This window comes from Ekhidna sp. (genome assembly GCF_039960695.1).
In the GTDB taxonomy this organism is placed as follows: domain Bacteria; phylum Bacteroidota; class Bacteroidia; order Cytophagales; family Cyclobacteriaceae; genus Ekhidna.
On the sequence record NZ_JBDVKP010000019.1, the window covers coordinates 134,844 to 159,654 of the forward strand.

The following is a 24,811-nucleotide window of genomic DNA, read 5'->3' on the forward strand; positions in this document are numbered from 1 at the left end:
GTTTTTCCATTGTTTTTCTTGTAAAAGTCAATATTTCCTATGGTTTTTCTTTTTAGGAGTAACTCCTAGATATGAATAAGCATTATGCTTACTTATATTGATGTTCTATCACATAAAAAAAAGCCACTTCAATTAAGAGGTGGCTTTCATATTATTTAATACTATTTGGTTATTAACCGATAGATACTCTTTTAAATTCTGCTACTGTAAGTCCTTTAGATATAGAATCAAGGTATTGAGAAACAGATTGAGAGCTGTCTTTCACAAATGACTGGCTAAGCAAAGTGTTCTCTTTGTAGAATTTGTTAAGCTTACCCATCGCAATTTTCTCGATGATGTTTTCTGGCTTACCTTCAGCTTTAGCCTGCTCTTTACCAATCTCTATTTCTTTCTCAACTACAGCCGGATCTACACCATCCTTATCAACAGCTACAGGATTCATTGCTGCAATCTGCATCGCTACGTTCTTTCCAGCATCTTCAACGCTTGTTCCATTGGTATTTGCAAGAGATACCATAACTCCTAGTTTTCCATTAGAGTGGATATATGGAACAACAGCCTCACCAGTCACAACTTCGAATGCTTTAACCTCTAATTTTTCACCGATCTTACCTGTAAGTTCTACGATCTTTTCGCCTACGGTAAGGTCTCCAAGCTTCATTCCGTTAAGCGCTTCAATATTCGCAGGCTTTTCAGCAAAAGCAAGCTCAGCGATTTGATTTCCAAGCTGAACAAATTCATCATTCTTAGCTACAAAATCAGTCTCGCATGTGAATGCAATAAGAGCTCCTTCAGTTCCTGCCTCGTTCGTTTTTGCGAAAACAACACCTTCAGAAGTTTCTCTGTCGGCTCTTGAAGCAGATACTTTTTGACCTTTTTTTCTTAAAAGCTCTACTGCTTTATCAAAATCACCTTCCGCTTCGGTAAGTGCCTTTTTGCAATCCATCATGCCGGCACCCGTCATTTGCCTTAGTTTGTTTACGTCTTGTGCTGTAATAGCCATTTTATTTCTTGATTTTTAATTTTCTACAAACAAAAATTGAACACCGATAATATCAATGTTCAATCTTTATATTAAGATTCTATGGTCGTTAAATTTATTCTGCTACTTCTGACTTTTCGTCAGCCGCTTTCTTAGCAGCCTGCTCTTCAGTTTGAGCTTGATCTTCTTTATCTTTCTTGCGCTCGGCTAATCCCTCCTCCAAAGATTTACCGATGTAATTCGTAATCAATTTGATTGATTTGAATGCATCGTCATTGCCAGGGATAGGGTAGTCGATTTTTGAAGGATCAGAGTTTGTATCCACAATTCCAAAAACAGGAATGTTTAATTTCTGAGCTTCAGCGATTGCAATGTGCTCACGCTTAATATCTACTACGAATAGAGCAGCAGGAAGTCTGTTAAGGTCAGAAATTCCGCCCAATACTTTTTCTAACTTGTCCTTCGCACGGCTAACCATCAATCGCTCACGCTTCGCCATGTTTTGGTATGCTTCTTCTTTCATCAACTTCTCCATACCGGCCATTTTCTTCAATGACTTTCTGATGGTTGCGAAATTGGTTAGCATTCCACCTTGCCACCTTTCAGTGACATATGGCATGTTCAATCGCTGTGCTTCTTGCTCCACAACTTCTTTCGCTTGCTTTTTGGTAGCAACGAACATCACTTTTCTTCCTGATCTTACAACGGCTTTCATTGCCTCTGTAGCATCATCAAGACAAGCCAGCGTTTTGTGAAGGTCGATAATGTGGATGCCATTTTTCTCCATGAATATGTAAGGAGCCATGGCTGGGTTCCACTTTCTGGTAAGGTGTCCAAAGTGTACACCTGCATCCAATAGATCTTTATGTTCTAGTTTTTGCATCTCAAATTATCGTTTACTGAACTGGAATCTTCTTCTTGCTTTTCTTCGACCTGGCTTCTTACGTTCCACCATTCTTGAGTCTCTGGTTAAGAAACCTTCAGACTTAAGTGGACTTCTGAACTCTGCATCTACTTCAGTGAGCGCGCGAGAAATTGCCAGTCTAACTGCTTCAGCTTGTCCGGCAGGGCCACCACCGGTCACATTCACATTAATGTCGAAATTTCCGTCTTGCTCCACCTTTACTAATGGTTGCTTGACGATTGTTTGAAGAATTTCGGAAGGGAAGTAAACGTTAAGTTCTTTATCGTTTACGGTTATTGCACCTTTCCCACTCGTCATATAAATACGAGCTACTGAGGTCTTTCGCCTTCCTATGGTATTGATTCTATCCATTCAGGTTTATAGTTTAACTTCTTTTGGTTTTTGAGCTGCATGTGGATGCTCTGCACCCTCATATACATATAAATTTTTAAAAAGCTGTCTTCCAAGTCTGTTGATCGGAAGCATACCTTTTACTGCTTTTTCTACTAAAATAGTTGAGGACTTAGCCTTAATGCTATTAGGAGTTTCAATTCGCTGACCACCAGGATATCCCGTGTGACGCACATATTGCTTATCGCTCCATTTGTTTCCGGTCAATCTGATTTTATCAGCATTGATCACAATTACGTTATCTCCACAATCTACATGTGGTGTATACGATGGCTTGTGTTTGCCACGTATCATTTTAGCAACTTCACTTGCCATTCTTCCAAGTATCTGAGAATCAGCGTCTACGATGACCCAATTCTTTTCTACAGTTGCACTGTTTAATGATACAGTTTTAAAGCTATTAGTATCCAATTTTATATTGATTTTATAATGTCAAAATCTATCCCCTTGAAAAAGGGACACAAAAATAGAAGTTTCATTTTAGAAAACAAACTGAAGACTCTAATTAAATTTTCTTAAGAGCTTGATTAGCACCGAGAAATCTTTTGGATATTCAGCTTCAGCCTCAACCACCTCGCCTGATAAGTCTTTAAAGGCGATCTGATGAGAATGCAAAGCTACTCTATTAATTATGGGATTTTCCTCTTCCCACTTTTTATAATTATAATTTCTTTTCAGCTCCGAGAGTAGCGCAGGCTTTCCACCATATCCAGGGTCATTTATAAGAGGAGCTTCATGATAAGCGAGATGAGCTCTTATCTGATGCATGCGACCTGTTACGGGAAAACATTTAACTAAGGAATGCCTTTTGAAAACTTCTAGTGTACTCACAAGTGTGAATGCAGGTTTGCCAGCCCGAAAGTCAACTCGAGACTTTGTTGAAGTTGTATGCAAGGGCTCATCAGCTTCAAAGTCCTCAAACTTGTGTAACCCATGAATGACGGCATGATACACTTTTTTTACTTCTCGGTTTTCTAGCTGCATGGCGAAGCTTCTGTAGGCTTCAGGGTTTTTAGCAAATACAAGGATTCCTGAGGTTTCCTTATCTAAACGATGGCAAATTTGATATTCGTCATCGACCTCTTTAGCCAAACTAAGTAGATTTTTGCTTTCTGCACGATCATCAAGACTTGCAATAAATGAAGGTTTATTGATTACACTATAATCATCGGTATCTAAGATAATCAGATCTTTAAATGAAATCTTTTTAAGTTTTTTATGCATAATCTTCTTCCTCTTCCAAGCCTTCCTCTACCTTATCAATGAATGTGGCTTTATTGAGATCGAAATAAAATTGCGAGCCAACTTTATATTCACTCTCAACCATTATTTCAGAATTGTGACTTTCAAGGATGTGTTTTACGATTGAAAGTCCCAATCCGGTACCCCCTTTTTCTCTGGATCTACTTTTATCTACCCGATAAAAGCGCTCGAAAATACGAGAAATATCCGATTCGGGAATTCCACGACCATTATCGCTAACAGTTATGCGAATTTTGCTGCCTTCAATTTCTTTGAAACTAATTTTTGCCTGTCCATCTTTTTTCGTGTATTTGATTGCGTTTGAAATAAGGTTTAACATGACCTGGTATATCCTTCGGTAATCACCCCGAACAATGATGGGCTCCTTATATTTCTTAGACATCTTTAGCTCCACACCTTTTTTTTCTGCTTTATCCTCCAGCTGGTCTAAAATTTCCCGACACATGCCTCTCATGTCAAAATTTTCGAAATGCATCTTTATTTCTCCTGACTCGATTTGAGATATGGTCAATATATCCTGTACAAGAAGGTCGAGTGCATCCAGGCTTCTTGCTGCCTTCTTGAGAAATTTTTTGCGTACTTCTTTATCATTTATAGCACCATCAAGCAAGGTGTGAACAAACCCTTGTGCCGAGAATATGGGAGTTTTTAATTCATGAGATACGTCTGCTATAAACTCTCTTCTGAAATTTTCTCTTTCTTTCAGTTCTTCAATTTCTTTTTCCTTGCTTAGTGCAAAATTTGAAATCTCTTTATTGATTCGTTTAAGGGGATTGACAGATGAAAATCTTCCTTTCAGCATGATTTCACTATCCCGGATTCGTTTGAGGGAGTCGTAAATTGTTTCGATTTGACGGAAAAACAGAAACTCAAGCACGAGTCTTACTAAGATGTAGGATGAGGAGAATGATAGTAAGAAGGCAATGACAATTGCCGTCTTGGTAATACTAGGCACCAGGTAAAGGAACGCAGTGGTGATTGCACCGATACAAAATGCAAGTAGTAGCGCTATGGCTCGAGAGTTAAATTGCATGATAGCTAATTGTAATTAATTAGCGTCGTACTTGTAACCGACACCTTTCACCGTAGTTATGTGATCGTTTCCAATCTTTTCTCTCACTTTCCTGATATGAACGTCAACTGTCCGCGCAAGCACATAAACGTCGGTACCCCAAATGTTTTGAAGTAGCTCATCTCTGCTAAAAACCTTCCCGGGATGTTGTGCTAAGAAATAGAGTAGTTCAAATTCTTTTTTCGGCAATGAAATTTTTTCCTCCCCATTTTTAACGGTGTAACTGGTTCTATCAACTGTTAAATCGCCAATCGTGATGGTGTTAGACTCTTTCTTTTTCTTCGATTCTCTTCTGAATAGCGCATTAATTCGGCTAACAAGCGCTCTGGGCTTAATCGGTTTAGTGATGTAGTCATCCGCCCCCATATCGAATGCAGCTACTTCAGAGTATTCCTCTGATCGTGCGGTAAGAAAAATAACGAAAGTATTAGCCATTTCGGGTAGCTCCCGGATCTGTCGACAGGTCTCAACTCCATCCTGTTTTGGCATCATGATATCTAAAAGGATCAGATCAGGTACAAAACTTTTGGCAACCTCTACTCCCTTTATACCATCACTGGCAGTCTTTACCTCATAACCCTCTTTGCTTAAATTATATTTCAGCAATTCAAGGATGTCTGCTTCGTCATCTACAATAAGAACTTTTTGATTGTTTTTTGCCATTTTCAGAGGGTTGAATCGATAACGTTCTCTTAATCTTCTAGTTTATAAATATGATAATGCTATGCATTACTCTGTCAAATAATCCCTTTTAACTCAATTGATTCAACATTATTCAAAATTACTCAGAAATCAACGCTAAGTGAAAAAAGTAACAATTTGGTAAAACTTTAATTAAATCTACAACATCTATTGGATAGTGGTTTGTACGCCAAATGATATTAGGAGCGTTTATAAATTTTTAATTAATTTAGGAATCAATTACTCTGCATGCATACTAAATATTTGCTGAGTAATTTGTTTTATTTTCAACTTAACCTAACCCTAATGAAGTACACAAAAATCAGCTTGGTACTGCTGGCTGCCTTATTGCTAGCATGTAATGATGAAACCAACATTACACCTGAATTTCAACAACCAGATCCAATCGCAAAATCTAAAATTGATGAAACCATTATCGGCTCACTACAGAATAATGATGAATTTAATTGGGGATCAGTATCTGATGAAATGATATGGAGTGCACTTATTCATAGTGACTCAGTATTGACTATCGGATACCAACCGGCAAATGAATCTAACATTAATGGAAGAATCTCGGAAATTGATATTGCACAAGAAGCCTGGATGGCGGTTTCAGAAAGTATAGTGGATGAGACCATATCCATCATGCAAAATGCTGATGAGTCCATTCAGGAGCAAGACCTGAATGTTCAAAAACATCAGGTTCTACCGTTTATAGATATGAAAGTAAGTAGTCTGGAGGTGGTCAGGTATCTGAGATCTTTGGAAACAGTCAGATATGTAGAACCACTGGGATATGAAGTAGATTTTCCCGCAGCAGACGGGGGAAGAATAGAAAGTAATTCGGGGTGCAGTAACGATCCTGATTACAGCATTCCATCAAGTGATTATACCAACATAAGTCCTGGAGCTAAAGCGTCGTGGCATCTTTATGCAAACAATGTGGTGAACGCCTGGAACTCCAGTACAGGGCAAGGAATTGGTATTGGTTTGATTGATACTGGTATCTCACCAAACCAGGATAACCTAAACAGTAATTTCAACTCCGGATATTCAAACGGAAGATATGTGAACAAGTACGGCTTTTATGTAAGCTCTTGGTGGTGGTGGGCCAGCCCGGATGGTCCGAATGACGATTGTGGGCATGGCACGGCGATGGCAGGGGTGATGGCAGCTCCAAGAAGTAATGATGGTTCTTCAGTAGGGGTCGCGTACAATGCAAATCTGGTATCTGTCAGAGGGACTGGTGATGTGGTGATTAATGGCGGAAAAGAAAAAACAGGGGTAGCAGATGCACTGGTTTATCTTGGAAACAGAAGTGATGTGAAAATTATCAGTATGTCCATTGGGGATGTTTTTTCGAATTCCAAAGTGGCAGATGCCATTCGCTATGCTTATGGACGAGGCAAATTGATATTCGCTGCTGCAGGTACCTCAACCTCATGGACCAATTGGTTTGGTGTAATCTTCCCTGCATCTATGAATGAAACAGTGGCAGTGACAGGAATTAAAGAAAGCGGATACACGCGATGTGATATTTGTCATTCCGGCAGTAAAGTAGATTTCACTGTTATCATGGAAAGAAATGGCACGGAAAATCACCCATTGTCACTCGCAATGAGCGGGAACCAACCATCGACAGTTGGAGGCTCCTCGGTGGCTACAGCTACAGCTGCTGGAATCGCCGCACTGGTCTGGGCTAAAAACCCAAATATGAGCCGAGATCAGGTCCTAAATAAAATGAAACAAACAGCGGATTTGTATCCAGGCAGGAGCTCTTCATTTGGATGGGGAACTTTGGATGCTGCAGCTGCAGTGAATCATTAAAGATTATTAATTCTCACTCACCAAAAAGCGTCAGGGTACTGCCTTGGCGTTTTTTTATTTATGATAACTTATCATTCCTTTAATGAATAACTCCATATCACCTTGATATTTAGTTGTAAAAATTTCTCCGAGAGAATCTTTTGAAGAATAATATCTTAAATAAGACATAAAGTACGCATTGTTTGGGCGGGCTTTGCTAAAGGCACTGTAATGCCTGGAGTTGTGAAAGTGCAGCGTATCTATTGAGCTGGTAATCCGGTCAATCATCAGGTGTTTTTGAATGGACTTAAGTGAGTCCGGAAGATCCACAATTGACTGATAGAGCGAATCCAACTTACCCGTCCCCAGCAGCATTTGATTTCTAAATGTTCGGCTGTCCTCTTCGGCAAGTATATAATCAAAATAAGGTTCAGAGTTCTTCCCATATTTCTGGGTTAGAAATAAAATTGCTCCCTTTTCACCGATGAATGATGCCAGATTTTCATTGAACTCAATGTCATTTTTCACAAAAAGCGTTGAATGCGTTAGCTCATGAATAATGAGTTCTGCCAGAGCTCCTTCTTCACGCGCTAGCATATTAGAAAGGATTGGGTCTGTTGTCCAGCCAAGTGTTGACCAGCCGTTGACTGGTCGAATCCGTGCATCATATCCAGCCTGTTGTAGTTGCCCCATTTCACTTTTCGCGCTTTCAAGGTCAAAAAATCCTTTATATGGAAAAGATCCTAAAAGAGGAAAAGACCAGAGCTTCGGCTCAAATGAAAATTCCTGACATGCGGATAAATTCCATAAAGCAACCGCTCCTTTTTGATCATAGAAAGTGGTGTAATTATCTGAGTGCTTTAGCCCGAGTTGATCGAAGGAAAAGACCCTGGCTTCTTCTATGATCTTTATTTTCTGCTTTACACTGTCAGCAATGGTTGAATCATTGAGTAGGGATTTCACTGGTTCAGTATTGAATGTAATTGTCAATTGGCCTTTTGCTTGCTTCAATCCATAAACTACCAGACTCCAATTGGTAATAATGATTAAGCAAATAATCGCCAGAACAATCCAGATCGCTTTTCGAATCATGCTACAACTTTATTTATTGTTTATCGTAAGATACCTTGTAATACATAGTAATAACTAACCTCTATTGATATGGATTTAAAGGATCATGACAACAACCTGCGTATTATAGGTAAGATATTTATTGTGATTGGGCTAATTCTGGTACCCATCTCATTATCTACCTTCTTTTTTGTAGATATGGTAAGTCACAGTGACTTTTGGATGGATATGAAAGATTTTGATGTGTTATTTCTCGAAATACGCCCTCCTCAAAACCTACTTTATATGTTCCCAATCTTGCAAACGGTTTCATCAATCGTATTCTTAATCTCAGGTTATGGGTTGGCAATGCGAAAGGATTGGGGAAAGAAGTTTGCAATCGTACCAGCGGTTTTGTTGTTATTTAAATTTCCAATTGGAACGGCACTAGGTGGCTATATGATCTATGCAATTCACCATGTTCCAAAACAAGATCAAGTAGTTAATGGTGATGAATTAGCCTAATACTATTTTTCCTTTGATACTCTCATGGTAAGAATAAAGAAGCAGGATGACTCATTGTCCGGTTCAAAATAGTATTCATATTTTGTTCCGGTTTTCTTCGCCATATCAATAAAGCCGAGCCCAGCTCCGCCGGTATCACCAAGCTCGGAATTCATCATGGCATCCCGATACATTTGTTTTACTCCATCGGCATCAAGGGAGTTTATTTTATCTAAAATATCCCTTAGCATAACCGCATTCTTTATTTCAATATTATTACCTGTTGTGATGAAGTATTCATTTTGGTTATGGCCAATTAGGAAAATACCTTGCTTGACTAGTCCGCTTTCCAGCGAGTTTGATTCTTCATCAGATTGACTATCTGCGTGCTTACAGATGTTTTGTAGCGATTCCATCATGACATGATATACTCGTTTTGTCACTTTTCGATCTTCATTTCTGACGCTTAGGTCTTCGGAGATCATATCTGTCACACCTTCAATGGTGGCTTGGGTCACATTACCATGATACACCACATTAATATCCGATTCAGTCATCAATTTTTTGAATGTGATGATTGTTTTCAGGTGCTTCAGTTGACCATAGATCATTTCATAACCGGAGTTATCCATAAAAGGGGGCTTAGTTAAAATGACAATATAATTTAGAATTCATCCAGTAAAAAGCACTCTTTGTCTTTTATAGCCAAAACCATTTCAAGGGTTGAAAATTTTTACTAATATTTTTAGTTAAATTCATTTTTCTTCGAATTGAAAGAACTATTTTTGTCTGATTTCAAAAAAATAGACAACTCCATATGGCTGACGCACAAGAAAAATTAAAGGCTCTCCAGATTACTATCGATAAACTAGAAAAGACCTACGGAAAAGGTACCGTTATGAAGCTCAGTGATGAGAAAGTGATGGACGTTCCAACGATTTCTACAGGTTCTTTAAGCCTGGATATGGCGCTTGGAGTGGGGGGAATACCTCGAGGTAGAATCATTGAGGTATATGGCCCGGAATCTTCTGGTAAAACAACGTTGGCCATGCACTGCATTGCTGAAGCTCAAAAAGCCGGAGGTATGGCTGCCATTATCGATGCTGAACACGCGTTTGATAAGCTTTATGCTGAGAAGCTAGGGATAGACACAGAAAATCTGCTGATCTCCCAGCCGGATAATGGAGAACAGGCGCTGGAGATAGCCGAGCATCTTATTCGCTCAGGAGCCCTGGATATTATTGTAATAGATTCTGTAGCTGCTTTGGTACCAAGAGGTGAGTTGGAAGGAGAGATGGGTGATAGTAAAATGGGGCTACAAGCTCGTTTGATGTCGCAGGCATTAAGAAAACTAACAGGAACCATTAGCAAGACGGGGTGCTCATGCATATTCATTAACCAACTGAGAGAGAAGATTGGGGTGATGTTTGGTAATCCCGAAACTACCACCGGTGGTAATGCATTGAAATTTTATGCCTCAATCAGATTAGATATTCGTAGAATCGGGCAGATCAAGGAGTCGGCAGATAATGTGATGGGTAATAGAACGCGAGTGAAAGTAGTGAAGAACAAAGTTGCGCCTCCATTCAAAGTGGTTGAGTTCGACATCATGTATGGACGTGGAATCAGTAAAAGCGGAGAGATAGTGGATATAGGGGTAGAGCTTGATGTTATTCAGAAATCGGGCTCATGGTTCTCCTATGATGGCAACAAGTTAGGTCAGGGAAGGGATTCAGTAAAGGCCCTGATAGAAGATAATCCAGAACTGATGGAGGAGTTGGAAAAACGTATCAAAGAAAAGTTGAACGGCTAGAAGTTCAATCCTAATCATAACAAAAAGGGGGAGCATTTGCTCTCCCTTTTTTGTTATTAGGAATTATAATCTCGGACTTTATCCTGTGGTTCGAATGGCAATAACCGGATCTAATCGTGCGGCCATCAAGGCAGGCACAATGCCAGAAATCACTCCGATTATTCCAGCGACTCCTAAACCTAATACGACATTGCTAAATGAAAGCACCAGGTCAAGGTTGCCCAAGCTGACGAGTGAGAGAAGCCAGACAAGTAAAAGCCCTACGCCTCCTCCAATCAGGCTCAGAAAGATTGCTTCAAAAAGGAACTGAAATAGAATAAAGAAATTCTTTGCTCCGAGTGATTTTTGAATACCGATGATATTGGTCCGCTCCCGTACAGAAACAAACATGATGTTTGCAATGCCAAAACCACCAACCAGAATCGAGAATCCTCCAATGGCCCAGCCAGCGACACCAATGACGTCAAATGTTGATCCGATGATGTTCATAATGGCATCTTGTCTATTGACCGAAAAGTTGTTTTTATCCTTCGGACCTAATCCCCTTTTAGAACGCAAGAGACCAGTAATTTCAGCTTCTAATTCAACAAGACCAAAATCTGTTTCTTTTCCTTTGACACTGATACGAGGCTCAACGCCTCTATTTCGTCCCATGTAGTAGATCTTTTGAAATGATTTGAATGGAATCACCACAACCTGATCATTTCCTGTATCACCAAAAATCCCTTCCCCTTCTTCTTCAAAGACCGCAATTACTACGTATTTCAATCCTTTAATTTTTATTTCTTTGCCAATTGCGTCTCCACGCGGAAAAAGGTCATTTGCAATCTTATATCCAATCATGGCTACATTTTTTGCAGTATAGGACTCAGCAGGCGTGAAGTATCTACCTTTTTCTACATCGGCGCTCATATCGTACACCTCATTATGACTTTGGGCCACACCGACTATCGCAGCACTATTAAAACTGCTACTTTCATATTTGACAGTAGTACGCGCACTAGCAAAAATAGTAGCAGATTCTGCATTCTTGAGATTGGCATATAAGTACTCATACTCCTCATAGTTAGAATACGGTCGCTTTATATATTCCCACCATGGGATGTTGGGGCCAAATTCATAAGGAAATCTGCCTACATCTAAATTGTTTGCATCGAGAAAGCTTAGGCTATCCTTAATGCTCCGTTCCAGAGAATCAACAAGTGTAAATACGGCGATGATGGCAAAAATTCCTATTGTTACACCAAGTAGTGATAAGGTCGTTCGCAGTAGATTCATTCGTAATGCGCCCCAAGCAAATCGAAAACTCTCAATGATTAATTTAAATAGTTTCACTTCGTATGTATTATTAGCCTGTTGTTCGAATGGCGATTACAGGATCAAGTCTTGCAGCCATGAGTGCTGGCACAATTCCTGATAAAACTCCTATTATAGCCGAAATACCTAAGCCAAGAATAACATTCCCGGTCGTAAGCACTAAATCAAGACTCCCAAGGCTGGCAAAGGATATCAAATAAACAAGTATGACACCAACACCTCCTCCAATAAGACTTAAAAATACAGCCTCAAATAAGAATTGGAAAAGAATGAAATAGTTCTTTGCTCCAAGAGATTTTTGAATACCGATGATATTGGTTCGTTCACGCACAGACACAAACATGATGTTTGCGATACCAAAACCGCCTACCAAAATTGCAAAGCCACCGATAATTGCTCCTGCTACGCCTATTGCATCGAAAGTGGATCCAATGAAGTTGCTTATAGCTTCCGGTCTATTAAGCGCGAAGTTGTCGTCCTCTTTTGGTTTGAGCGATCGTTTCTTTCTCATCAATCCTCTCAGTTCTGCCTCAAGTTCTACCAAGCCGACATCTGTCGTAAGACCTTTGGCCGTAATCCTTGGCTCAACACCACTTCTCCTGCCTGAGTAATAGATTTTCTGGAAGGATTTGTATGGCATGTAAATGTTATCGTCATTACTTGGTGCACCCAGAAAGCTATCTCCTTCCTCTTTGATGACTCCAATTACATAGTATTTGAGGCCTTTGATTTTTATGTCTTTCCCCAGGGCGGATGTGTTAGGGAATAATTCTTTCTCCGTCCGGTGACCGATGATTACTACATTGGTACCACCACTTGCCTCCTCTCTGGTGAAGTACCTTCCTTTTTCTATTGGGATTTCATAGACATCCTTGTGCTCATAAACGATTCCAAGCAAGGATAGGTCGGCGACACTACTACTTTCATACTTAGCCAGCACACCACCCCTAACGGTGAAAATAGAAACTGCCTGAGCATTGTTAACATTATCTTTTATGAATCGATATTCATCGAAAGTGACATAAGGCCTTCGTAAGTATGTCCACCATGGATAGGGTCCACCAAAACCATAGGGCCATTTTTCAACATTGATATTATTGGTGCCCAGAAAGTTCAAGCTGTCTTTAATGCTTTTTTCCAGCGAATCAACCGCCGTAAATACGGCAATGATTGAGAAAATCCCAACTGTTACCCCGAGTAAAGAAAGTGTAGTTCTCAATAGGTTGGTCCGTAGGGCTCCCCATGCGAATCGAAAACTCTCAATAATTAATTTGAATACTTTCACGTATGTATTTTAATTAAACAAATGTAGCCAATACCATTGCTGCTTTTCCAAATAAATAGCGATCGGCAAATGGGTATTTCAAGCGGTCAATTGATTAAGTTGACGAGTTTAACTGCTTTTACGTTACAAACGTGAAACATATTTGCTAATTTTGCGGACTTTTGATCATTAAAATAGATCCTTTTTCCTATGGGAATGAAATTATCCGAATTCAAATTCGATTTACCATCAAGTCTTATTGCCCTTCACCCAACAGACAACCGTGACGATTCTCGTCTAATGGTCATTCATAAAGACACAGGAGAGATTGAGCATAAAGTTTTCAAAGATGTAGTTGACTATTTCAAAGAAGATGATGTTTTCGTAGTAAACGACACCAAGGTGTTTCCTGCTCGTCTGTATGGCAATAAGGAAAAAACGGGTGCCAAAATTGAAGTCTTCCTTCTTAGGGAGTTAAATACTGAAATGAAACTGTGGGACGTACTAGTAGATCCTGCACGGAAAATTCGAGTAGGAAATAAACTCTATTTTGGAGAAGGTGAACTTGTTGCAGAGGTTATAGACAACACGACAAGCAGAGGAAGAACCATCAGATTCTTATTTGATGGCGATCAGGAACAATTCTACAAAATGATTGACGCCCTGGGAGAGACTCCTCTACCAAAAGAAATACAGCGAACTGCTGAGCCTGAAGATCGTGAAAGATTTCAAACGATATACGCCAAAAATATTGGTGCTGTTGCAGCTCCTACTGCAGGAATGCACTTCACTCCACAGTTAATGAAGAAAATGGAGTTGATCGGAATTGATACTGCCCCGATTACACTTCATGTGGGCTTAGGTACTTTCAGGCCAGTAGACGTTGAAGACCTGACCAAGCATAAAATGGATTCTGAAAATTACTGGGTTGAAAAACCTACAGCAGATAGAGTAAACAGAGCCCTCTCTGAGAAATCTAAAATTTGTGCTGTAGGGACAACAGCAATGAAGACCCTGGAATCTTCTGTTTCTGCAAATGGTCTACTTAAGGAAAATTCAGGATGGACTGATAAATTCATTTTCCCTCCTTACGAGTTCAAAATTTGCGATGCACTAATCACAAATTTCCACTTACCAGAATCTACTTTATTAATGATGGCCTCTGCTTTTGGGGGGTATGATTTAATTCAGGAAGCATATCAATTGGCAATTAAAGAAAAGTATCGATTCTTCAGTTATGGAGATGCAATGCTGATTATCTAAGAATAGCGCTTGAAAAAATACGCCATCATAGTGGCAGGAGGGATAGGTACACGCATGAAAAGCGCTGTGCCAAAGCAATTCCTTTTGCTTAATGGTGTGCCGATAATTGTTCAATCCATAAACAGATTCTTGACATACGATGATAAGACTCAGGTCATCGTTGTTCTTCCGGAGGTTCATGTCACCCAATGGGAGGCAATAAAATTTCAATATTTCCCGGATACTGAAATAAGGGTTACGACTGGTGGGATGACCAGAAGTGCTTCTGTGTTATCGGGACTTGCATTAATCAATGAGGATGGTTTGGTTGCCGTTCATGATGCGGTAAGGCCTTTTGTTTCTAAAGAGACGATAACGCAATCATTCAAATCAGCTGATAAGCACGGTTCAGGAGTAGCTGTGGTTTCGTTAAAAGACTCTATTCGTGAATTGATTAATGATGAGTCAATTGCCAGAGATCGTACAAACTATGTGCTTGTTCAAACACCTCAAACATTTAGGGTTAGTGAACTAAAACTTGCTTATGAAAAAGCGGGAGCTGGCTTGTTTACGGATGACGCCAGTGTTTATGAGGCAGCTGGATTCTCAGTGAATTTGGTAGATGGCACTTATGACAACATCAAAATCACCACTCCCGAAGATCTTAAATAGAAAAATCCACCCCTTAGGAGCGGATTTTTCATGATTTTGGTAGTGAATTATTGTTTTATCACTCTGAATGTTAGCGTATTTTTCTTAGATCTTTCATCGATGAACTTTAAAAAGTAAAGGCCATCCGGATAGTCTTCCAGACTAACCTTCTCTTCTGAACCGTTTCTTTTGTTTATTTCTTTGGTCAGTAAAGTGTTGCCTTTAGCATCCATTAGCTGCATGTGCATATTATTTCCTCTGATTTTATCATAGGAAATAGTAACTGTACCAACAGTAGGGTTAGGATAAATGTTGAAATTGGTAAATATCACGTCGGTAATTCCCAATACCAATTCGACAACAATTCCATCGTCCGTCACGGTAGCTGCAAGTACAAATTCATCATCAGACACTCCCGCTTCACCTATTTCAAACTCAACAAACGAGGATTCATCTAACGGTATTCCTGGGTATTCAACAAAGAAACGGTAAGTCCCCTGTGGTAAGAAGCCATATTCAAACTCTCCATTTTCATTTGTTTCGCCATAGGCAATCAATTCGAACTCATCATTGTCCTGACCTATTCTTCCTCCACTACGCTTTCTTCTAAGTCCACACTTTCGATTGGCGGCACGTCTTCTGGCAGTGACCCTTCCCTCGTCGCTCGTTAGGTCTTCTTCGATAGTCCCTCTCACCACTCCTTCACCAGATGTTTCCGGCGGTGCTGCAGTCAATTGGACCTGCACCAACGAATCGCTTGATAGTTCAAGAGTTTCGGCCTCTTGCCATAAAAAAGCATCGCCATAATAGGTCGCCACATATTTTTCAGGATCTGAATCAATATTGACTAAATAGTTCGAGTGAAAAACAGGATCAAAAGCGAAATCACCACCTGCACTAGTAACTATGTCCATTGTGTCATACTTACCTGAAGGTCGAACTCTTAACAATATAGCTTCAACTTCATCTGTTACCGGATTCTGATTGGCAAATGTCTGTACACTTACCACCGAACTTTGAAGGTTGAATGAAGGAAGTCCATTCAGTATACTGAATGTATTGCTTCTGCCAATCTTACCAAAGGTAGAGGTAGCAACTTCAGTAGAAAGATTGCCTCCTGATATGGATCCACCAGCCGTATTTGTTGCATAGCTCTGCAAGGTTAGCTGTGCCTGTAAAGTCAAGCACAGAGCTAATGCAAAGCCAAAAGCTATTATTTTCTGCATTAGCTTTTTCATTTGCTTGCTGCTTTACTTGAACCTAACATCTTCATTAAAAGGTCCATCTCTTTTCGAAGAGTCTCAACTTCTGACAATGAAGCTTTTAACGAAGAATTTTCATTTTCAAGTTTTTCAACCTTTGCATTTAATTCCTTGATCGCCTCAATAAGAATGGCAGTCATCTGTGCATAATTAACAGCTTTCATGCCTTGCTCATTTGTATGAACAAATTCTGGGAAGATCGCTTCGACTTCTTGAGCAATGACACCAATTTGATTTGCCTGAGATTTAGACTCATCCTTCCACTGATAAGATACCCCTCTCATTTTTAAGGTATTCTCGAGTGGTTTCTCCAGGTTCTTGATATTTTTCTTTAATCTTCTATCTGAGGTTTGAACACCTCCAGAGGTAGATTGAAGGATGTCAGCAGCAATCGTTCCTGAAGCAGTCAGATTCCCGGGATCACCATCTAAAGTGATAGTTGTTGCCGAGATACTATCCCTGACTTCCATAATTCCACCTCCTGATGCCGAGCGTGAAGAGATATAGATTGTCTCATCAACTATTCCTCCATTAGCTGTATTGAAGACCGAAATTCTTCCTGAGGTTTCTCCGGATTGGTCATCAGCAACGATCTCTACATTCGAGCTGAAATCTCCAGCTCCATCATCATTCTGACCGAAAACCTGAACGATTCCAAGTTCTGAATTGGTCCACCATTGGCCTGACACATAAACATTTCTAGTGACAGGGCCATTAACCATAACTAAACCGCTTTTTCCTGTTGGATCGCCACCTGCTTCGTTTCTATTTGATCCAATTGCAGCCAGGAAGGTTCCTTCATTATCAAAGTAGTCTGTGCCACCCCTACGATAACCCCCCGAAAACGTAGCTCCAAAAACATCAGTCACCGTATTGTAATTACTAATCAAGAGTTCTTGGCCGTCTGCTGTAGGATTCATGCCATATAGGCTGGCAAATGAATTTTCACCATTACTGGTTGTTCCTGCAAAGAAAGTGGCTCTGTTAAAGGTGTTCGTGACATCAGGGCTGCTTATTTGCAGAGTTCCGCCTTCTGTATTTCCTTGAAGATAAACTCCTTCATTCCCTGCTCCATTCAGTGCTCTAATGGAACTAGTAGTAATCGTATCAGGTGAGATATTTCCTCCGGAAGCTTGTGCTAATGGCTGGCCTTGAATAAATATCTGCTGTGCATCTATCGTACCATCACCATTGAGGAGAATTTGATCTACTCCTGTTGAATCGCGAATGATAAGACCTCCTGAACCAGATTCAAATATATTTCCTGTTAATTCAATCGTATGAATGTTGTTACCAATTGAATTATTGAAAAGCGAAATGTTTCCAAATTCATCGGTACCACTACTCGTTCTTCTGGTTGCCAGTTGACCAGAGTTATACCACCATCCACCACCATCATCGATCGATCCATATACATTAATGGATGCCATATCATGATCTTCATACCCTTCTGATCCTAATTGAATATTAATGCTGCTATCACCCCATAACTCAACCATACCATTGGTCCCTGTAGGATCTGAACCAGCATCATCTTGAGCGATAGTCATTACGGCTTGGCCACCGCCATTGCTTCGGTTGATTTCAAGCATCGCTGTTTCTTCTGTAGAATTTCCTAAAGGGGTAACTCTAAATCTACCCAGACCAAAGTTTGATTGAGCGGATCCTTCAATATAATATTCCGGAAGGCTTCCATCAACAAAAGATCCAATAAGTGCCGCTCCTGTAGCTGTTTCGGTATCATCGTAAGAAATTAACTGAACAAATCCATCATTGCCCAGACCTCCGAACCAGCCAGCAGAATTATGCGCATCATTTCTTGTATAGAGATTGCCTGTCCCTTTGTTAGTTACGCGCAGTTGTGCACCAATATTTCTCAAGGAATCGTACAAGCCTAAAAAGCCACCATAACCTCCTGAGGAACTACCTAGAATTACTTTGGTGGAATCATTAGCACCGTATAGAACGAGACTACCAGCATTATTTGGATCAAAAAAGTTCAGATCTGCTTTCGTTTCCCCGGAATTTCCTACAACAATGACACTCTTTGATCGCACTGAATCTGGTTCAAGCGTGCCGCCTCCGGATCCTTCAATTGGCGATCCATTGATTAGAATCTGTTGTGCATCGATTGTGCCGGTCGACCCGTCCAAAAAAATGGTTTCAGTTTCTCCTGCATCTCTCAGCGAAATATTTCCGCCGGTTGAGACCCCATCTCCACTATTTAGATTTAAAGTGAATTGCGGTCCTCCTCCATCCTGGGATGCATTTAAATTGATATTACTGATTGTTGAGGTACCTGTATGCTCTGAGAATATATTATGTGTAGTGTTGCCATAATAATTATACAGGTCTAAACCACCTCTTCTATACCCATCAGGTAATAGTGTACCTGTTATGTCTTGATCAGAAGCATACAGGTTAGCCAGCAATTGAGCTCCATCATCGATTGAATTACCTCCATATAAATTCATAAAACTGTTTTGTCGTGTATCAGTAATCGTTCCGGCTACAATAGCACTTTTGAGTGTGCCATCAGCATTCTCTCTTCCATTTAATTGAAGGTATCCACCTGTACCTGTTCCTCGGTCTGTTGTTATAAAGGCGCCCGTTCGATTTAATGAATCTTTTAAGACAATTGCTCCATCATATCCGTTATTATCAGCAAAAATGTTGACTTTGAGATCATTATTTAGTCCCAGAGCCTGGATGGAATTAGAAGTCAGTGAGTCTAAATTCACTGGTCCATCAGAATAAGGGAGAAATGGTGAATAAAGTGTTACAGGGCTTAACGCTTGCCCATTGACCGTGATATTCATTTGAACCTCGGGATTGTCTTGAAATAAAGTGTCAGGTAATGGAGTTATTTCACCTAGCACTACCGCATAATAGCCATCATTAACAGCCACGTTACTAATAGTTTCAGACCAAGCAGGACTTGCAATATCGAACACTATGGTTGCCGTTCCTGTAAACGGTTTTCCACCATCTAGTAATCGACCTTGAAATGGTAATTTTTGAGAATAAGCTGCAAAGCCAATTAGAAAAATTGAAATGGTAAGGTAAAGTTTCTTCATGTCTGAAAGTTAAAGTTGATTTACTCTAACCTAGTAAGGGAAACCTTTAAAGTCAAGACTGGATTCGGGGTATTTTTATCAGTTGATAATTTTCTTGATAAATGACAAAAAAAGCTTCAACCTTTCGATTGAAGCTTTTTTATAAAATCTTTTTTATTAGACTAATATTCGTCCTCATTAAAGAAAAAGTCTTCTTTTGTAGGATAATCAGGCCAAATTTCTTCAATATTCTCAAATGGTTGTCCATCATCTTCTAGTTCCTGCAGATTTTCCACTACTTCTAGTGGAGCTCCCGATCTGATTGAATAATCGATTAGCTCATCTTTGGTGGCGGGCCAAGGAGCGTCTTCTAAATACGATGCAAGTTCTAGTGTCCAATACATAATCTAGCCTCTGTTTATAAGTCCTGTTTTAATAATGCGCGCAAATATATATTATTATATCGTATACGCACTTAATTAAAATAATCCTTTATAGAAAGGTAATTTTCTTACACGAAAACTCAAGGAAAAGTTGCCAAAAAATTAAAATTCTCCAGAATCAACCCATTCCAGAAGTTTTGATTTTACCTCAATCTTTCGTTTCTGACCTCTAATCTTACTCTCAACCATTTTATTCATTTTTCCATCAGGGGATGAAAAATTTGCTGAATTTTCTTCATAAATCTTGAGGTCTTCCCTATCTCTCGAGATTAGGTCATTGATAATACCCTTTCGGATGGTCTTCTTCTTTTCTAAATCCAGTTTTGAAAAATCAGGAAACCGTTTGAGGGATAATTTTTTTACAAACTCTCGTTCGTTTAGCAATTGAATAAGCTCAAGGCATTGTTGCTTTTCCTGATTTCTACTTCTATCTCTGAAAAGTGCCTTTTTGGTTTTATCTAATTCCTCCTTATTAAAGGATTCATTTCCCTTTTTTATTGCAATGAGTCTTTTCAGCGTTTCTGAGTAGTCAGTAGGGGGTATAAATCTTTTTCCTTTTAGTTGCTGGTTGAATTGGTTATTAAGTGGTTTGTAAAATTCAGCGGGAATTCCTCCAACTTCTTGCCATTGTTCTTTTAGAGCCTTCACTTTATTAAACCGTTCCTGACCATGAATGTCTGCTAGCTTTTTTGCTTCTTCAACGAGTTCCTCATATTGCCTTTTTCGATGATCAGTCAATTTTTGCTTATCCTCAAAAAATTGCTTTTTACGATCAAAAAATTCCTTAATAATATCCCAAAAAGATGTTTCTAATTGTTCATTTTTATCTTCTTCTGCACTTCCGGTCTTTATCCATCTCCCCTTAATGTCATTCACTTTTTCGGTGGCTTCCTTCCAGTTGATAATTTCAACAATCTGTTTTGCTTCCTCAATAAGTGCGTTTTTGATTTCCGTATTTCTGACACGATTTTTTTGGATGATATCACGAACAAGAGATTCATATTGCAAAATCTTATCTTGCAATGCCTGATAATCACCTAATCCATCATGTTGTGGTAGGTGCTCACGGAGGTGCACCAGTTTCATCAGAAAAGAGCCTTTATTTTCTGTAGCATCAATTTTTTCTGTTACTTCAGTAATTTTTTTCTCTAAATCTGAAAATCGTTCTTGAAAGAACTGGGTAGACTTTTCATGATCTTCATCACGAACTTCTCCGATTTCTCGATCCGGGTTTCCGTCCCAGCCGCTCTGAAAGACTTTATCGCCTTTTATAAATCCAAATGGTACCTGTATGATGTCCAAGGGTGAGTGTAATTCTTAAATGCGTGGTATATTCGATTTCTAATCAAACTTAAGCATGTCAGACGAAAAGATCATCTTCTCAATGTCGGGTGTAAATAAGATTCACCCTCCACAGAAACAAGTACTTAAGAATATATATTTATCATTTTTTTATGGTGCTAAAATAGGAGTCTTAGGCCTTAATGGAGCCGGAAAATCCTCATTACTTCGAATAATTGCAGGAAAAGATACGGATTATCAGGGTGAAGTCGTGTTTTCACCCGGATATTCGGTAGGGATGCTAGAACAGGAGCCCGAGCTTGATGCAGAAAAAACGGTGATTGAAGTTGTTAGGGAAGGGGTTAAAGAAGTCAATGATCTTCTTAAAGAATACGAGGAAGTCAATGCCAAATTTTCTGAACCGGAGATCTTAGAAGATCCCGATAAGATGAATAAGTTGATTGAAAGGCAAGGAGAGATCCAAGAAAAACTTGATGCTACGGGGGCCTGGGAGATTGATCATAAATTGGAACGCGCCATGGATGCGCTACGCACTCCCCCTGAAGATGCTGTAATAAAAAATTTATCGGGTGGAGAAAAAAGACGAGTTGCGCTTTGCAGACTATTATTGGAACAGCCAGATGTATTGCTACTGGATGAGCCTACCAACCACCTGGATGCGGAATCAGTCCTTTGGTTGGAGCAACACCTCCAGCAGTATGAAGGTACAGTTATAGCCGTCACTCATGATCGCTATTTCCTTGATAATGTAGCTGGATGGATTTTAGAACTTGATAGAGGAGAAGGAATTCCCTGGAAAGGGAATTACAGCAGCTGGCTTGAGCAAAAAGAGAAGAGACTGGCAAAAGAAGACAAACAAGAATCCAAAAGACAAAAGACCTTACAGCGGGAGTTGGAATGGGTACGAATGAGTCCAAAAGGACGGCAGGCAAAAGCGAAAGCCAGATTGAGTGCATATGATAAACTGCTGGGAGAGGATGCAAAGGAAAAGGAAAAAAATCTTGAATTATATATCCCGCCCGGTCCTCGATTAGGTGCTAAAGTGATAGAAGCAAAGGGTGTGGCTAAAGGGTATGGAGATAAATTGCTTTATGAAGATTTGTCATTTAGTCTGCCTCAGGGGGGTATAGTAGGAGTAATTGGACCAAATGGTGCAGGTAAGTCTACCTTATTTAAGATGATTACCGGCAAAGAAACACCTGATAAAGGAACTTTTGAAGTCGGTGAAACAGTGGTCATGAGCTATGTAGATCAGGAGCATGATCAACTAGATGGAAATAAATCAGTTTTTGAGGTCATTTCGGAAGGAAACGAAATAATCGACCTGGGTGGGAAAGAGATGAATGCGCGCGCCTATGTAAGCAAATTCAATTTTTCCGGTCAGGATCAGGGAAAAAAAGTAGGAACCCTTTCAGGCGGTGAAAGAAATAGGGTACATCTGGCTCTTACCCTTAAACGAGGCGCAAACTTGATCCTATTGGATGAGCCAACAAATGATTTGGATGTCAACACCTTAAGAGCACTTGAGGAAGCATTGGAGAATTTTGGAGGTTGTGCAGTTGTTATTAGTCACGATAGGTGGTTTTTAGACCGCATTGCCACTCACATATTGGCTTTTGAAGGTAACTCGCAAGCCTACTGGTTTGAAGGAAACTTCAGCGAGTATGAGGAAAATAGGAAAAAACGATTGGGAGATGAAACTCCAAAACGTATCAAATACAAGAAATTAATTTAAGCCATGAAGAAACTAACCCTAATCTTATTTACAATCATGTTTGCTGCCTCCCTTTTTGCGCAGCGAACAATTATCTACGCCGGTACTTTGATTGACGGTGTATCTAAGAAGCCAGTGGCTGAGAGATCAATCATTGTAGTAGGTAAGAAAATTGTCTCGATTGAAAACGGATATATCAGTGCAAAAGAAGAAGATAATATAATTGATCTCAAGAATCATTCGGTCATGCCCGGATGGATTGATATGCATGTGCACATCGAAGGCGAAACAAGTCCTGATAGATATATTCGTGTCTTCACCGACAACCCGGCAGATAAGGCTTTTGCTTCAGTTGACATAGCTAAAAGAACCCTAATGGCTGGATTTACTACAGTCAGAGATGTTGGAGGTAGTGGAGTCAATGTGTCTCTGCGAGATGCAATTAATAAGGGAACAATTGATGGACCAAGAATTTTCACTTCTGAGAAGGGGCTATCTATAACCGGTGGTCATGGAGATCCTACCAATGGATTCCGAGATGATCTTATGGGAGATCCAGGGCCTGAAAGTGGAGTGGTCAACGGAGTGGACGATGCGAAAAAGGCCGTACGTCAACGATATAAGAATGGAGCTGATTTAATTAAGATTACTGCAACGGGAGGAGTTTTGAGTGTAGCAAAAGATGGGCAGGGAGCTCACTTTCAGGAGGAAGAAATCAAAGCCATTGTGGATGCTGCTAACGATTTAGGGTTTCATGTTGCAGCCCATGCCCATGGAGATGAAGGGATGAGACGCGCAGTAGCTAATGGTGTAAAGACCATAGAGCATGGCACATACATGAGTGATGCCACAATGGATTTAATGATACAGAAGGATGCCTATCTTGTTCCTACTATTACAGCTGGGATGGAAGTAGCAGAAAATGCTAAAAAGCCAGGCTACTATCCAAAAGTAGTGGCGGAGAAAGCCCGGGTTATCGGGCCAAAAATTCAGGGAACTTTTGCAAGAGCTTATAAAAGAGGAGTGCCTATCGCTTTTGGTACAGATGCAGGAGTATTTAAACATGGAGAAAATGCAAGAGAATTCACCTATATGGTAGAAGCAGGTATGCCGGAGATTGAAGCAATTATTTGCGCTACCTCAAACAACGCAGAACTTCTTGGAATGGGAGAACAGATTGGAACGATTAAAGCTGGTTTTATCGCAGATATTGTAGCCGTTCCCGGGAATCCATTAGAAGATATTGAGGTAATGAAAGATGTGAAGTTTGTGATGAAGGAGGGCAAAATCTATAAGAACTAGATCAAATTAAAAAGGTCGGATTATTCCGACCTTTTTAATAGTAATGCTTTCTTGCATCACATCTTTCTGATCTTACCACTCCCTGAGGAGTTTGAGTTGATTCGTTTTGGATCGCCAGCATAATACACGCTTCCGCTACCTGAGATCTTGGCGCTCACTTCTTCAGTCGCAGTGATGTAACAACTCCCAGATCCACTGATGGATGCTTCAAACGATTTTACGGTTAAATCTTCTGCTTTCACCCGACCCGATCCACTGATTTTAGCCTCTGCTTCATTAGCCTCTCCATCCAGTCGAATACTGCCAGATCCTGAAATGCGTAAATCCATTTCGTCACTATTAATGTCCAGATCCATGTCACCTGATCCGCTTACCGAGAGTCGAATGTCTTCTGTATCTAATTGACCATCGCTTTCAATAAGCCCACTTCCACTCACAGATAATCCTTCTATTTTACGCATCGTCACATAAATATCCACTGCAGAGCGTCTCCATCCATCGTTCCAATTCCATTTACCTTCTTTCTTTATGACAAGTTTATCTCCCCTCATCTCAAACTCAATCTTTTCAAAGATGTCGTCATCACATTCAATCTCAATCTTGTCATCTGATCCTTGCTTGACGTACAATGTAGCAGATATGCCAAGAGATAATTCTGAAAAACTTCCAACATCAACACTTCTTTTTTGTGCGTTTGATGGTATGATTACGATAGCGGCCAGTAGTAGAGTAAGTAAGGTCTTCATAAGCTTTTTATTTAAAGACTTGA

The 24,811-nt window shown here is 39.9% G+C and carries 23 protein-coding genes; 7 read left to right on the forward strand and 16 right to left on the reverse strand.

The features are described 5' to 3' along the window. Positions 1-172: 172 nt before the first annotated feature. From tsf to ABJG98_RS14240, 7 genes are all read right to left on the reverse strand, one after another. On the reverse strand, positions 173-1,003 hold the full coding sequence (gene tsf / locus ABJG98_RS14210) for a translation elongation factor Ts (protein WP_348280203.1): 831 nt from the start codon (positions 1,001-1,003) through the stop codon (positions 173-175). A gap of 94 nt (positions 1,004-1,097) precedes the next feature. Beyond that, on the reverse strand, positions 1,098-1,865 hold the full coding sequence (gene rpsB, locus ABJG98_RS14215) for a 30S ribosomal protein S2 (RefSeq protein ID WP_348280204.1): 768 nt from the start codon (positions 1,863-1,865) through the stop codon (positions 1,098-1,100). A 6-nt stretch (positions 1,866-1,871) separates the two neighbouring features. After that, on the reverse strand, positions 1,872-2,258 hold the full coding sequence (gene rpsI / locus ABJG98_RS14220; protein WP_348280205.1) for a 30S ribosomal protein S9: 387 nt from the start codon (positions 2,256-2,258) through the stop codon (positions 1,872-1,874). A gap of 6 nt (positions 2,259-2,264) precedes the next feature. Then, positions 2,265-2,708, reverse strand: a complete 444-nt coding sequence (gene rplM / locus ABJG98_RS14225) for a 50S ribosomal protein L13 (protein WP_348280206.1) — start codon at positions 2,706-2,708, stop codon at positions 2,265-2,267. Positions 2,709-2,798: 90 nt separating this feature from the next. Then, a complete protein-coding gene (locus ABJG98_RS14230; RefSeq protein WP_348280207.1) occupies positions 2,799-3,521 on the reverse strand; it encodes a pseudouridine synthase in 723 nt (240 codons plus the stop codon). Further along, positions 3,514-4,593, reverse strand: coding sequence for an ATP-binding protein (locus tag ABJG98_RS14235; RefSeq protein ID WP_348280208.1), 1,080 nt, complete (start codon positions 4,591-4,593; stop codon positions 3,514-3,516). The genes ABJG98_RS14230 and ABJG98_RS14235 overlap by 8 nt, the downstream gene beginning before the upstream one ends. Positions 4,594-4,608: 15 nt before the next feature. After that, positions 4,609-5,295 carry a response regulator transcription factor gene (locus tag ABJG98_RS14240; RefSeq protein ID WP_348280209.1) on the reverse strand — a complete coding sequence of 229 codons (687 nt, stop codon included), beginning with the start codon at positions 5,293-5,295 and terminating at the stop codon, positions 4,609-4,611. 324 nt (positions 5,296-5,619) lie between these two features. On the opposite strand from ABJG98_RS14240, the gene ABJG98_RS14245 reads away from it, so the two are divergent. Beyond that, positions 5,620-7,143, forward strand: a complete 1,524-nt coding sequence (locus ABJG98_RS14245; protein ID WP_348280210.1) for a S8 family serine peptidase — start codon at positions 5,620-5,622, stop codon at positions 7,141-7,143. A gap of 54 nt (positions 7,144-7,197) precedes the next feature. On the opposite strand, the gene ABJG98_RS14250 is transcribed toward ABJG98_RS14245, so the two are convergent. After that, the gene (locus tag ABJG98_RS14250) at positions 7,198-8,214 is read right to left on the reverse strand and encodes an aminopeptidase (protein WP_348280211.1); all 1,017 of its coding nucleotides are present in this window, start codon (positions 8,212-8,214) and stop codon (positions 7,198-7,200) included. A 69-nt stretch (positions 8,215-8,283) separates the two neighbouring features. Here ABJG98_RS14250 and ABJG98_RS14255 point away from each other — a divergent pair, with 69 nt between their 5' ends. Next, on the forward strand, positions 8,284-8,697 hold the full coding sequence (locus tag ABJG98_RS14255; protein WP_348280212.1) for a hypothetical protein: 414 nt from the start codon (positions 8,284-8,286) through the stop codon (positions 8,695-8,697). A gap of 2 nt (positions 8,698-8,699) precedes the next feature. Here ABJG98_RS14255 and ABJG98_RS14260 read toward each other — a convergent pair whose 3' ends face one another. Next, positions 8,700-9,308 (reverse strand): SiaB family protein kinase, encoded by a 609-nt coding sequence (locus ABJG98_RS14260; RefSeq protein WP_348280213.1) that lies wholly within the window; start codon positions 9,306-9,308, stop codon positions 8,700-8,702. Between the two features lie 185 nt (positions 9,309-9,493). Between ABJG98_RS14260 and recA the strand changes: the two genes are divergently transcribed. Then, positions 9,494-10,489: a recombinase RecA gene (gene recA, locus ABJG98_RS14265; RefSeq protein ID WP_348280214.1), complete on the forward strand. Its 996-nt coding sequence runs from the start codon at positions 9,494-9,496 to the stop codon at positions 10,487-10,489. 78 nt (positions 10,490-10,567) lie between these two features. On the opposite strand, the gene ABJG98_RS14270 is transcribed toward recA, so the two are convergent. Together ABJG98_RS14270 and ABJG98_RS14275 are read right to left on the reverse strand one after the other, a co-directional pair. After that, on the reverse strand, positions 10,568-11,767 hold the full coding sequence (locus ABJG98_RS14270; protein WP_348280215.1) for an ABC transporter permease: 1,200 nt from the start codon (positions 11,765-11,767) through the stop codon (positions 10,568-10,570). A gap of 70 nt (positions 11,768-11,837) precedes the next feature. Beyond that, a complete protein-coding gene (locus tag ABJG98_RS14275; protein ID WP_348280216.1) occupies positions 11,838-13,091 on the reverse strand; it encodes an ABC transporter permease in 1,254 nt (417 codons plus the stop codon). Positions 13,092-13,286: 195 nt separating this feature from the next. Between ABJG98_RS14275 and queA the strand changes: the two genes are divergently transcribed. Both queA and ABJG98_RS14285 read left to right on the forward strand, forming a co-directional pair. Then, positions 13,287-14,333 carry a tRNA preQ1(34) S-adenosylmethionine ribosyltransferase-isomerase QueA gene (gene queA, locus ABJG98_RS14280; RefSeq protein ID WP_348280217.1) on the forward strand — a complete coding sequence of 349 codons (1,047 nt, stop codon included), beginning with the start codon at positions 13,287-13,289 and terminating at the stop codon, positions 14,331-14,333. 9 nt (positions 14,334-14,342) lie between these two features. After that, on the forward strand, positions 14,343-14,984 hold the full coding sequence (locus ABJG98_RS14285; protein WP_348280218.1) for a 2-C-methyl-D-erythritol 4-phosphate cytidylyltransferase: 642 nt from the start codon (positions 14,343-14,345) through the stop codon (positions 14,982-14,984). Between the two features lie 47 nt (positions 14,985-15,031). Here ABJG98_RS14285 and ABJG98_RS14290 read toward each other — a convergent pair whose 3' ends face one another. The 4 genes from ABJG98_RS14290 to ABJG98_RS14305 all read right to left on the reverse strand — a co-directional run bounded on the left by ABJG98_RS14290 (position 15,032) and on the right by ABJG98_RS14305 (position 21,026). Beyond that, positions 15,032-16,201, reverse strand: coding sequence for a T9SS type A sorting domain-containing protein (locus ABJG98_RS14290; RefSeq protein WP_348280219.1), 1,170 nt, complete (start codon positions 16,199-16,201; stop codon positions 15,032-15,034). Beyond that, the gene (locus ABJG98_RS14295) at positions 16,198-19,302 is read right to left on the reverse strand and encodes a tail fiber domain-containing protein (RefSeq protein ID WP_348280220.1); all 3,105 of its coding nucleotides are present in this window, start codon (positions 19,300-19,302) and stop codon (positions 16,198-16,200) included. Before ABJG98_RS14295 ends, ABJG98_RS14290 begins: the two co-directional genes overlap by 4 nt. A gap of 161 nt (positions 19,303-19,463) precedes the next feature. Then, on the reverse strand, positions 19,464-19,685 hold the full coding sequence (locus ABJG98_RS14300; protein ID WP_089356648.1) for a DUF2795 domain-containing protein: 222 nt from the start codon (positions 19,683-19,685) through the stop codon (positions 19,464-19,466). A 141-nt stretch (positions 19,686-19,826) separates the two neighbouring features. Beyond that, a complete protein-coding gene (locus tag ABJG98_RS14305; protein ID WP_348280221.1) occupies positions 19,827-21,026 on the reverse strand; it encodes a DUF349 domain-containing protein in 1,200 nt (399 codons plus the stop codon). 55 nt (positions 21,027-21,081) lie between these two features. Between ABJG98_RS14305 and ettA the strand changes: the two genes are divergently transcribed. Next, a complete protein-coding gene (ettA, locus tag ABJG98_RS14310; protein WP_348280222.1) occupies positions 21,082-22,761 on the forward strand; it encodes an energy-dependent translational throttle protein EttA in 1,680 nt (559 codons plus the stop codon). Positions 22,762-22,764: 3 nt separating this feature from the next. After that, complete coding sequence (locus tag ABJG98_RS14315; RefSeq protein WP_348280223.1) at positions 22,765-24,042, forward strand: amidohydrolase family protein; 1,278 nt, start codon at positions 22,765-22,767, stop codon at positions 24,040-24,042. Positions 24,043-24,098: 56 nt separating this feature from the next. On the opposite strand, the gene ABJG98_RS14320 is transcribed toward ABJG98_RS14315, so the two are convergent. Then, the gene (locus ABJG98_RS14320; protein ID WP_348280224.1) at positions 24,099-24,788 is read right to left on the reverse strand and encodes a head GIN domain-containing protein; all 690 of its coding nucleotides are present in this window, start codon (positions 24,786-24,788) and stop codon (positions 24,099-24,101) included. Positions 24,789-24,811: the final 23 nt, after the last annotated feature.